Source organism: Gammaproteobacteria bacterium (genome assembly GCA_029884425.1).
In the GTDB taxonomy this organism is placed as follows: Bacteria; Pseudomonadota; Gammaproteobacteria; order S012-40; family S012-40; genus JAOUHV01.
Genome location: JAOUHV010000011.1, coordinates 1 through 11,375 on the forward strand (window position 1 = coordinate 1; position 11,375 = coordinate 11,375).

12 protein-coding genes are annotated in these 11,375 nt (G+C 52.4%); all 12 read left to right on the forward strand.

The features are described 5' to 3' along the window. A partial coding sequence (locus OEW58_04785) for a cytochrome c3 family protein (GenBank protein ID MDH5300659.1) occupies positions 1 to 1,853 on the forward strand: 1,853 nt, incomplete at its 5' end. Positions 1,854 to 2,021: 168 nt separating this feature from the next. Continuing rightward, positions 2,022 to 2,657: a cytochrome c biogenesis heme-transporting ATPase CcmA gene (ccmA, locus tag OEW58_04790; GenBank protein MDH5300660.1), complete on the forward strand. Its 636-nt coding sequence runs from the start codon at positions 2,022 to 2,024 to the stop codon at positions 2,655 to 2,657. Then, complete coding sequence (gene ccmB, locus OEW58_04795) at positions 2,654 to 3,322, forward strand: heme exporter protein CcmB (GenBank protein ID MDH5300661.1); 669 nt, start codon at positions 2,654 to 2,656, stop codon at positions 3,320 to 3,322. Before ccmA ends, ccmB begins: the two co-directional genes overlap by 4 nt. A 1-nt stretch (position 3,323) precedes the next feature. Beyond that, entirely contained in the window at positions 3,324 to 4,076 is a 753-nt protein-coding gene (locus OEW58_04800) for a heme ABC transporter permease (protein MDH5300662.1), read from the forward strand. Continuing rightward, positions 4,073 to 4,246 carry a heme exporter protein CcmD gene (ccmD, locus tag OEW58_04805; protein ID MDH5300663.1) on the forward strand — a complete coding sequence of 58 codons (174 nt, stop codon included), beginning with the start codon at positions 4,073 to 4,075 and terminating at the stop codon, positions 4,244 to 4,246. The genes OEW58_04800 and ccmD overlap by 4 nt, the downstream gene beginning before the upstream one ends. Before the next feature lie 5 nt (positions 4,247 to 4,251). Further along, positions 4,252 to 4,713, forward strand: a complete 462-nt coding sequence (gene ccmE, locus OEW58_04810; GenBank protein ID MDH5300664.1) for a cytochrome c maturation protein CcmE — start codon at positions 4,252 to 4,254, stop codon at positions 4,711 to 4,713. Positions 4,714 to 4,745: 32 nt separating this feature from the next. Further along, positions 4,746 to 6,743, forward strand: coding sequence for a heme lyase CcmF/NrfE family subunit (locus tag OEW58_04815; protein ID MDH5300665.1), 1,998 nt, complete (start codon positions 4,746 to 4,748; stop codon positions 6,741 to 6,743). Next, complete coding sequence (locus OEW58_04820; GenBank protein MDH5300666.1) at positions 6,743 to 7,267, forward strand: DsbE family thiol:disulfide interchange protein; 525 nt, start codon at positions 6,743 to 6,745, stop codon at positions 7,265 to 7,267. The genes OEW58_04815 and OEW58_04820 overlap by 1 nt, the downstream gene beginning before the upstream one ends. Next, on the forward strand, positions 7,264 to 7,740 hold the full coding sequence (locus OEW58_04825; protein MDH5300667.1) for a cytochrome c-type biogenesis protein CcmH: 477 nt from the start codon (positions 7,264 to 7,266) through the stop codon (positions 7,738 to 7,740). Before OEW58_04820 ends, OEW58_04825 begins: the two co-directional genes overlap by 4 nt. 2 nt (positions 7,741 to 7,742) lie before the next feature. Further along, positions 7,743 to 9,062: a c-type cytochrome biogenesis protein CcmI gene (gene ccmI / locus OEW58_04830; protein ID MDH5300668.1), complete on the forward strand. Its 1,320-nt coding sequence runs from the start codon at positions 7,743 to 7,745 to the stop codon at positions 9,060 to 9,062. Between the two features lie 398 nt (positions 9,063 to 9,460). Continuing rightward, positions 9,461 to 9,895, forward strand: coding sequence for a BrnA antitoxin family protein (locus OEW58_04835; GenBank protein MDH5300669.1), 435 nt, complete (start codon positions 9,461 to 9,463; stop codon positions 9,893 to 9,895). A 20-nt stretch (positions 9,896 to 9,915) separates the two neighbouring features. Continuing rightward, positions 9,916 to 11,364, forward strand: coding sequence for a hypothetical protein (locus OEW58_04840; GenBank protein MDH5300670.1), 1,449 nt, complete (start codon positions 9,916 to 9,918; stop codon positions 11,362 to 11,364). Positions 11,365 to 11,375 lie beyond the last annotated feature (11 nt).

Sequence of the window (11,375 nt, forward strand, 5' to 3'; positions counted from 1 at the left end):
TGGTCAATACTGGCACAGGTTATAACTCCAATCTGAGCACTGATTTGAGTAATGATCACCCGATAGCCTTTGGCTACAACACGTTGTTGGCAACCTCTGATGGTGAGCTGATCGATCCGGCATCAACGACGTATATTGATTCCCGTCTTGGTCGTAGTGCGGCAGGGGCTGCTGCCACCAAAAACCGCATGGCGGTGCCGTTGGAGAATGGCAGCCTGGAGTGTACTTCCTGTCACGATCCGCATGTACGTGGCACCAATGGCGAAGAAGGTACCAATATCAAGTTTCTGCGCTTGAATCGCTTCCAGAAAACAACCCAACCCAGTGGCGCCGCGTTCAATGTGGCGACGGATATTGGCTGTTTGGCGTGTCACAAAAAAGCGGGCTGGGAAAATTCTACCCATGCTCATGCTCAGGTGGCGGACGAGACTTATGCTGACGCAGCAGCAGCGACACGCGAATTTCCAAAAAATATTCAAGTCTGGCAGGCCAGTTGTTTAAGCTGCCATGATGCGCACACGGTTCCCGGTGCTGAACGGTTATTGCGTGAAGGCACCGATGATATCAATACCCCCAAACAGGCAGGCGGCAATCCGTCGGTGGATGACAGTTGTTATCAATGTCATACCTCGCTGGCCAATGCGGATCAGGTGCTGACAGATGTGACCGCAGTGGCGGATATCGAAGCGGTGGATGGCAAGGCAGCCAACCATAGACCAGTAATCGTATCGAAAGTGCATAATGTGCTTACGGCGGATTTGACCGAAGATGCAGATCCGAATGCGGTGCCTTCGCTCAACTTGGGTTCAGGTCACAATACGCAGTGTTCGGATTGTCACCATCCGCACCGCATGATTTCCAATGCCACCGTGACATCAAGTCCGACCACGCCGGCCCCCGGCAAAGGCAAGCACGTTCACACTGCGGGTGTGGCGCATAACAATATCGCCTCCGGTGCGTTGCGTGGTGTAACCGGCGTTGAACCAACGACGCTAACGCCAACGACGTCCGCTTCGTTTGATCCATCAAATGGTACGTTGACCTACGCGTTCAAGAAAGGTGACCCTGGGGCGTCGCCAGGCACTGATGTCATCGAGTCATACACCACACGTGAGTACCAGGTGTGCATGAAGTGTCATTCCAGCTATGCTAACACCCCTGCTGCTAATGTGAGCAATACGGCGATGGAATTCAATGCTGATATTTCGGAAGCGGGCGAGCCGGGTGGCAACCACCTGAGCTGGCATCCAGTGATGGTTGGGACTAATCGAAGTGTGACCACGGGCGGTGCGGCAGCGGAGACATTTGTGGCGCCGTTTAATACTGCGGTGGGTACGCAGACAATGTACTGTTCGGATTGCCATACCAATAATGATGTCACTGGTCCTAAGGGGCCGCACGGTTCCAATGTGCCGAAGGTGCTTGCAGGTCCCTGGAACTCAAACACAGGCAAGCTGGGCAGTGAAAATGATTTGTGCTTTAGCTGTCACAAATTCAATGAATATGGCCAAGGTGGTACCGGAGTGGAGCAGAGCGGCTTTAGTTGCGTGGGCTGTACGACTCCCTTGTCAGGTTTTAGCGATAACAACTTACACTTGGGGCACATGCAAACTAATCCCAATGTCAAGGAAGATGGTCCTGCTGGTGCCGCGACTGCCAAGCAAGTGGTCTGTCAGGATTGCCATGTGCGTTTGACTCATGGCTGGAAGAAAAAAGGCATGCTGGCGGATAAGAACGATCTGGCGGGTGGTTTTGAATCGACCTATTTTGATCCGGCGGTTTCCCGCCTGCGGGTGGCAACCTATCGCGCCAGTGGTGCCTGGACTAAGGCGGACTGCACGACTTGTCATTAACCGTATGATTTATTGATAAAAAAGCCGGCGAAAAGCCGGCTTTTTTGTGACAGCGCTATTCGGGCCAAAAACCTAGTTTCGTGGCTTTTAATAGTGCTAGAATGCTGGCTTAATTTTGCGTTTAACAATAACAACAAACATCTTCGCAGGACTTCCGGGCTATTCATCATGTTAGAAACCGCGAATCTCAGCTGTGTACGCGGCGATCGTATTTTGTTCGAAGAATTGAGTTTCTCTGTGCAGGACGGTGAGCTGGTCCATGTGGTCGGTCCCAATGGTGCGGGCAAAACGTCGCTGATCCGCATGATGTGCGGTCTGGTGGCGCCGGCGATGGGTGAAGTGCGCTGGCGCGGCCAAAATATTCGTAAGCAAAAAGAAGAATTCAACAGCGAATTGCTGTATCTGGGGCATCAACTGGGTATTAAGGCCGAGTTGACTGCCGTGGAAAATCTGCGCATTTCCTGCGCAATGTCCAACCAGGCGCTGGCAGACGATGATGCCTGGCGGGCGTTGGATGAAATTGGCCTGCGTGGCCGCGAAGATCTACCCACGAAAGTGTTGTCGCAAGGACAGCAGCGTCGGGTTGCCTTGGCGCGATTATTGGTTAGTCGCGCCAAGTTGTGGATTTTAGACGAACCCTTTACTGCATTGGATGTCAAAGCCGTGGCCCAGTTGGAAGCCGTGCTTGGGCGCCATTTGGCCAGTGGTGGCATGATTGTGCTGACAACGCATCAGGCGTTCAGTTTGCCACAAGGACGTATGCGCCAATTGGTGTTGGAAAATCGCCGGGGGATTCTGCAGTGATTACCGCATTACGATGGCTGTTGTGGCGAGATCTGACCCTGGCGATGCGCCGCAAATCCGAAGTGCTGACGACATTGTTCTTTTTCGTCATCGTGGTCAGTCTGTTTCCGCTGGGGGTGGGGCCCGAACTGCAAACCCTGGAAGAGATTGCGCCGGGCGTGTTGTGGGTAGCGGCGTTGTTGGCGTCGATGTTGTCGTTGAACCGACTGTTTGCTGATGACTACGCCGACGGCAGTTTGGAGCAGATGCTGCTTTCCGCGCAACCGATGTACATGGTGGTGTTGAGCAAGGTTGCGGCGCATTGGTTGGTCAGTGGTTTGCCATTGGTGCTGATTTCGCCCGTTTTGGGAATGCAGTTGGGGTTGAGCACGGAAAACATCCTGATTTTGATGCTGACCCTGGCGTTGGGAACGCCTGTGCTGAGTTTGGTTGGTGCCGTGGGTGCTGGCCTGACGCTTGGGGTGCGAGGCGGTGGGGTGTTGTTGTCTTTGCTGGTGTTGCCGCTGTATATTCCGATTCTGATTTTTGGTGCGGGTGCAGTTGAATCAGCTCGTGCCGGACTGGGATTTGAGGCTCACGTTTCGCTGTTGGGTGCATTTTTGGTGTTGGCTGTGCTGTTGGCGCCGTTTGGTGCCGCGGCAGCGTTAAGGATTTCGTTGGACTGATATGCAGATTTTTTCTTGGTCGTTTTGGTGGCAGTATTCGTCACCCAAGGTGTTTTACCCGGTGGCGGGTAAAATGATTCCCTGGTTTGCGGCAACCGCAGCAATTTTGACGGTAGTCGGTTTGTATTTCGGCTTTTTTGTCGCGCCAACCGATTATCAGCAGGGCGAGAGTTATCGCATCATGTTCATTCATGTGCCTGCCGCCTGGATGTCGATGCTGATTTATCTGGTGATGTGTGGCTACGCTGCAATTGGTTTGATCTGGAACACCCGCTTGTCGCACATGATGGCGTCGGCCCTGGCACCAACAGGAGCACTGTTTACCTTTTTGGCGCTCTGGACCGGGGCGTTGTGGGGCAAACCCACGTGGGGAACCTACTGGGTTTGGGATGCGCGCCTGACCTCTGAATTGATATTGCTGTTTTTGTACCTGGGATATATGGCGCTACAGGCAGCGATAGATGATCCACAACGCGCAGCGCGTGCCAGTGGCCTGTTGGCTTTGGTGGGCGTGATTAATGTGCCCATCATTTATTTTTCTGTGCGCTGGTGGAATACCTTGCATCAGGGTGCCTCGGTGACGGTGACGAATGCGCCAACGATGGAAAGCAGTATGTTTACCGCCATGATTGTAATGACGTTTGCGTTTTGGGCATACGCAATCGCCATGGCACTTTATCGTGTCAGGGTGGTCATATTGGAGCGAGAGCGTCACGCGGCCTGGGTGCTGGAAATGATGGAGGCCAGAAAATGAACTGGGGCAGCTTTTCCGAATTTTGGGCCATGAATGGTTATGCTTGGTATGTTTGGGGTTCTTACGGCGTGACTTTTTTGTTTATGGCGATAGAAGTTATTTTGCTGGTGCGGACCAAGCGTACTCTGGTGCAGCGTTTGACGCGCATTTCCCGAATGAGTAGAGAGTAGTATTCATGAAAACGAGACATAAGCGCATGTTTTTGATTGGCGGTGGTTTGGCGGCCATCGCTATTGTGGCCACGTTGCTGTTCAATGCATTTAACAGCAACATGGTGTTTTTCTTCAGTCCCAGTGACGTGCACGCCAGCAAAGCGCCGTTGGATCGCGATTTCCGTTTGGGCGGTTTGGTGGAAGAAGGATCGTTACAGCGTGAAGACGATGGTCTGACCGTGCATTTTAATGTTACCGATGGTGCGCAAACCGTTGCGGTAACCTACACCGGTATTTTGCCGGATCTGTTCCGTGAAGGTCAGGGCGTGGTTGCTCAGGGCCGTATGTCCGGGAACAGATTCGCTGCGTCCGAAGTTTTGGCCAAGCATGATGAAAACTACATGCCGCCAGAAGTTGCTGACGCGCTGGAAAAAGCCAAAAAAGCCGAAGCTGCAGCCGCTGCAAAGCCTGCTGACGGCATCTAATATTTTCTGAGTTTCTTTGGGGGAGAACTTTCATGGTACCTGAGTTAGGTCATTTCGCCGTGATCATGGCGATGCTGATTGCCGCAGTGCAATTTGCCTTGCCATTGTGGGGGGCGCATACCGGCAATCAGGCATTGATGCGCGTGGCGCGTCCAGCTGCAGCGGGACAATTTGTCTTTATCAGCATTGCCTTTCTGTGTTTGACCTACACCTTTGTGACGAATGATTACTCGGTGACGTATACCGCTGGTCATTCCAATTCCATGCTGCCGATGATTTACAAAATCGCCGGTGTTTGGGGGGGGCACGAAGGATCGCTGTTGTTGTGGATGCTGATGCTGACGGGCTGGGGATTGGCGGTGGCGATTTTTAGCCGCAATCTGCCGTTGGACATGGTGGCGCGAGTTCTGGGTGTGCTGGCATTTGTTGGCTTTGGTTTTTATCTGTTCACGATGATTACCTCCAATCCGTTTGATCGTTTGTTGCCACCGGCACTGGATGGCAAGGATCTGAATCCGCTGCTGCAGGATCCTGGTTTGATAATCCATCCTCCATTGCTGTACATGGGCTATGTGGGTTTCTCTGTGGCGTTTGCGTTTGCAGTCGCTGCCTTGCTGTCGGGCAAGATGGATGCGGCCTGGGCGCGTTGGTCGCGTCCGTGGACCATTATCGCCTGGGTGTTTCTGACCCTGGGTATTGCGCTGGGTAGCTGGTGGGCGTACTACGAGTTGGGCTGGGGTGGCTGGTGGTTCTGGGACCCTGTTGAAAATGCCTCCTTCATGCCTTGGCTGGTGGGAACAGCGCTGGTGCATTCGCTGGCGGTGACCGAAAAGCGCGGCAGTTTCAAGAACTGGACGGTTCTGCTGGCAATCTTGGCGTTTTCGTTAAGTCTGCTGGGTACCTTCCTGGTGCGTTCCGGGGTGTTGACCTCAGTACACGCCTTCGCTTCGGATCCTGCACGTGGTACCGCAATTTTGATTTTCCTGGTGGTTGTCATCGGTTTGTCGTTGGTGCTCTACGCATGGCGTGCGCCTGCAGTAGGTTTGGGCGGACGGTTTGGCATGTACTCGCGCGAGTCGATGCTGCTGGTGAACAACGTATTGCTGGTGGTGGCGATGGCTGCGGTACTGATCGGTACGCTGGCGCCGCTGATTTGGGACTCGCTGGAGCTGGGTAAGATCTCGGTGGGTCCTCCGTCTTTCAATATGGTGTTTGTCATCCTGATCATGCCGTTGCTGTTTATGGTGGCGATTGGGCCGATTGTTCGCTGGAAACAGGGCAGCCTGCCAGACACCGTTACTCGCTTGAAATACGCCTTGGGTATTGCACTGATCCTGGGGATATTGGTGCCGTTGGCCATGGGTGAGTTGACCTTCAAGGCTGCGCTTGGCAGTTTTGTCGCTATGTGGATCGTGGTGTCGATCATCAGCAGTATCATGCATCGCTGGCGTACACGCGAAGAGCGTGCGGGCAAGGGCGAGGGTAGTTTCTCCCGCAGTTATTACGCGATGCAGCTGGCGCATTTTGGTGTTGCCGTGATGGTGCTGGGCGTTACGTTGGTGACCAATTACGAATCGCAGAAAGATGTGCGCATGAACATCGGTGATACGGTGGAAGTACATGGCTACACCTTCCGTTTCGATGGTACCCGTCATGTCCAGGGGCCTAACTACGAAGCGGACCAAGGTGTGGTAACCGTTTTCCAGGACGAACGTGAGATTGAAGTTCTGCATCCGGAAAAACGCTTTTACAACGTAACCACCATGGTGATGACAGAAGCGGCGATTGATTCGGGATTCTTCGGTGATTTGTACGTGTCCTTGGGTGAGCCTGTATCCGGTGGTGCTTGGAGTGTTCGCGTTTACTACAAACCGTTCGTGAACTGGATTTGGGGCGGCGCATTGCTGATGTCGATTGCTGGCGTGCTGGCGGTGACTGATCGCCGTTACCGTCTGGCTGCGCGTCGCAGTGAAAAAACGACTAAACAATCCAAAGATGTGGTTGGTCAGGCGACGGAGGCTAATTCCTGATGTTGCGTTTTTTAATTCCTCTGGGCATTTTCGCTGTCCTGGTTGTGTTTTTCTTTATCGGTCTGGGCAAAGATCCTGGCCGCCTGCCATCGGTGCTGGTGGATAAGCCTGCGCCGATGTTTGAGGTTCCTGAGTTGCTCAACAGCGAGGCGACTTTTTCGCCTGAGCAGATGAAAGGGCAAGTATGGATGCTAAACGTGTGGGCTTCCTGGTGTGAAGCCTGCCGCTCCGAACATCCTCTGTTCATGGAAATTTCACGTCGCGGCGACGTTGTGATGGTGGGATTGAATTACAAAGATGAGCGCAATGATGGTCTGGGTTGGCTGCAGCAGTTGGGCAATCCGTACAAGTCGATTGCCTGGGACTACAGTGGCGATGTGGGCATTGATTACGGTGTATACGGTGTGCCGGAAACGTTCCTGATCGACAAAGAAGGCGTGATTCGTTACAAGCACGTCGGCCCCGTTTCCCGTCAGGACTGGAATGAAATTCTCCTGCCCAAAATTAAGGAGCTTCGCGGATGAAAGCGTTGAGCCGTATTGTATGCCTATTGTTGCTGGCGCTGGCGTTACCTGTGAGCGCGCAGGAAGCTGCGCCGTTGTCGGATATGGATCCCGTGCTGCAGGCGCGAATGGATGAATTAACCAAAGAGCTGCGTTGCCTGAAATGTCAGAATCAAACCATTTACGATTCCAAGGCTGGCTTGGCGGATGATTTGAAGCGTCAGATTCGTATTCAAATAGAAAAGGGAAAGTCAGATGAAGAAGTCGTTGAATATCTGGTTTCCCGATATGGCGAGTTCGTACTGTACCGTCCACGTTTTGATGCGCAGACATTTTTTGTTTGGGTCGGGCCATTTATTTTGCTGATCGTGGGTGTAGTTGTACTGGTGGTTACGATTCGTAAGCGTCGTCAGCTGATTGACGATTCGCCGCTGAGTGAACAAGACGAGAAACGCGTACAGGATCTGTTGCGCGAACAAGCTGGGGATAAATAAAAATGGCTATGTTTTGGTTTTGGGCCGCCTTGTTTGTGGTATTGGCTCTGGTGTTTGTGTTGCCGCCTTTGTTGCGCAAGGGAAAAGGTGAGGATGAAGTGCCAGTGGGCGTGGATCAGCGCGCACTGACCTTGGAGGTCTATCGTGACCAGTTTACCGAACTGGAAAATGATCTGAAGATTGGCACGATCAGTCAGGATCAATACGAGAAAGCCAAGCAGGACATCGAAAAGAATATGTTGGCCGACGTGGGCATGCTGGAGAAAAATGCGCAGCACCAGGCGAAAGCCTCCGCAAAGCTTGCCAATATTGCGGCTGGCGTGATCGCTCTGGCGGTGCCGGTAGTGGGCGTTTCGTTGTACATGAGCTGGGGCGCTGGTGAGGCCGGACTGGATCCGTCGTCCGCTACACCACAAGTAGCTGCCGCCGAGCACAATGAGGTCAATATTGAAGCACTGGTTGAGCAGTTGCACGAACGTTTAAAAGCTCAGCCTGACGATGGTGAGGGCTGGTACATGCTGGCGCGCACCTATCAGTACATGCGTCGTTTTGACGAAGCCGTTGAAGCCTTTAAGCGAGCGGTGGAGCTGGGTGGAAGCAATAGCCCTGACGTGTTGGCAACTTATGCTGACGCCATTGCGATGGCGAGCGATCGTACGTTGACTCCCGAGTCGGTTGCGCTGTTGAAACAGGCGCTGCAATTGGATCCATTCCATGGGCAGTCGTTGTGGTTGATGGGAACAGCGTCGTACCAGAATTCCGATTTTAAAGGTGCGCTGGAGTACTGGACGCGCTTGCTCAACGTGCTGCAGCCTGGCAGTCAGGATCACACGCAGATTTTGGCGAACATTAATGAAGTTCGCTCCAATCTGGGTATGGCGCCGATGGCGGCACCTATGGTTGGTGGGCCCATGATGGGCGCAGGTCCGGCGATGGCACAGCAGGGCAGTGCGGCACCGGCGGCGAATGCCGGTCCAGGAGCTGTTATCAAAGGCAAGGTCAGTTTGAGCAGCAAGCTGGCAGGCAAGGTGAGCCCTGAGGATACAGTGTTCGTATTTGCCCGTGCGGTTGATGGTCCACGGATGCCGTTGGCGATTGTTCGTGCCCAAGTGAAAGATTTGCCGATGAGCTTTGAGCTGAGTGACGCGATGGCCATGAACCCCAACATGACCCTGTCCAGTGTGGACAAGGTGATTGTCGGTGCGCGAGTTTCCAAAACCGGCAACGCGATGCCGCAGCCAGGTGACAAGCAAGGTCTGAGCGGTGAAATCACCGTGGGTGACAAGGCAAGCATAACACTGGTGATTGATTCTGAAATCTAGGTTGCTTTGCTGTTTTTAAGCACGAAAAAAGGCCCAGTTGATACTGGGCCTTTTTGTATTTGATCAGTCCGGGTTGAATGGCGCGCAAAGTGGTGCGCGCTTGAATGTATTGCTTTAAACTTCTGATTCTTATGCCGTAGTAGTGCTTCCGTAGTTAAAAAGGGGTAGTTGGGGCCGATATAGCCATTATGGATGGATTCCAGGGCTGGGAGTGGCATGGATGCGAGGTGCGCTGATTCACTCGAAATTCGTATTTTTGTTGTTCCTTTGGATTGTTTGAATTGGTTTTAGTTAGTTGAAAACCAAGGTTTTTTCTGGACTGATAAAACGCTGTTAAACAATCGAGTGCAATTGTGTACGTGGCCGGCGACCGCTAATCCGAGGTAGGAGGCAGTATTATGCATAAGATGGCAGAAATTGCAGCCCAGGAAGCTGAACGCATGCGCAGTAACGCGGCGCAACGAGCTTCCAAACGCAAGGAAGATTTTTTGGGTGCACGGGTGCCCAAAGAGCTGAAGGAACGGGTCATGATGCGTGCCAGCGAGTTAGGTATTCCAGTTTCGCTACTGATTCGCAAAGTTCTGGAGGACGCATTCGCCGAACCGGGTCAAGCCTTGGCGCAAATGGCTGATCCTATCAAATGCAGTGCGGCTGACAGGCAGACTCGTTTGTCGTCGGTACTTGGCTGGAAATCGCTGGAGCTGAATCGCTCTCACGCTTGTGACTGTTGTGGGCAGGTATTACAGGCAGGGAATAACGTAGTCATGGGCGTCACGCCGGATAACGGCATGATGATAATTTGTGGTGCATGCAAGGAACAATTAAAAGCTTAGCGCGAAGTCTGGCCGCCCTCTTGTTGATCGTTCTGACTGGCTGGAGTGTCCCGGCGACGGCTCAGGAAGATCTGGATCAGGGGATGCAGTCGGATCTTGCTGGCTCGTTGGATGAAAAATCCACTTCGGGATTTTCCTGGGGTGGCTATTTGCGCAACGAAACGGCTTACCGCTATGACGAACCACGAACCTTCACCAAAATTCGCAACACATTTTCGCTGAATTTAGCGTACGATTTTGGGAGCTCTGCTCGATTGTATGCCGCAGGTTGGTATTATTACGACCACGTCTACGACCTCTTTAATTACGAAACCATTGCTGCGCGTACCCGGCGTGATGAAAAGGAAACTCTGGTCTTTATCGAAACACTCAAACACGAAAAAGACTCTGATGTTACCGATCTGCGAGAACTCTACCTGGATCTATATTTGCCCAGCATGGACGTACGCATTGGCCGCCAGTTTGTGGTGTGGGGGGTGATAGAAGGGATTCGTGTGGTTGATGAAATTAACCCGATGGATTTTCGTGAGTTGATTTTGCCCGAATTGCTGGATTATCGAATCCCATTGTGGACGCTGAAGGTGGATTATTACCTCGAACAGGGAGCGCTGCAATTTTTGTATATTCCTGATCTCACTTTCCACAAACCTGCGCCTGGTGGCTCTGAGTGGGAATTGTTCCAGGTGCTTGATAAAACCACCCTGCCAGAAAATGGCCGACCGGAGTTTGCGGAGTATGGCCTGAGGTGGAGTGGCAATGTTTGGGACGCGGATGTGTCCCTAAGTTATTTTTATACTTGGGATGACTATCCCACCACCTTTCGTGTCATTTCCGATGCGGATGTGCAAACCGCAGATCCCACCACTGAACTGGCAATTTTGCCAACTTACAAGCGCATGGCGATGTATGGCAGCACGCTGACCAAGGAAATCGGTGGTAATATCGTCAAAGCGGAGCTCGTGTATGCCACGGGCAAGTATTTTGCCGTGGTGGATGAAGATCAAGACGGCGATGGTTTCCTGGACGCCGATGGCGAGATAGAGCGACCGCACTGGCGTTGGGCGTTGGGATATGACTTTAGCTGGGGTGGAGCGGATTTTTCGCCTGCGATCGCCCAGTGGATCATCACAAATTACAATAATTACATTTTGACCGACGAAGTTGATACGACGTTTAATTTGTTTATTCGTAAGCCCATGCAGCGTTATTCATCAGTCTTTACCCTGCTGGGTATTTACTTGTGGAATTTCGAAGAAGTGTATTTGAAGCCAAAATTTACCTTTAATCTGACGAACAATTTTCAGATTATGGCAGGTGTGGATTATTTTGCCGGAATACGTACCCAGTTTGGTCGTGCGGCAGATACGACTGCCGAAGGTGGTTTGATAGACTTGGAACAACGAGCACAATTTCTCGGCAATTTCAGAGACAACAACCGAATATTCGTCGAGTTTAAATACAGTTTTTAATCACAGTGCCC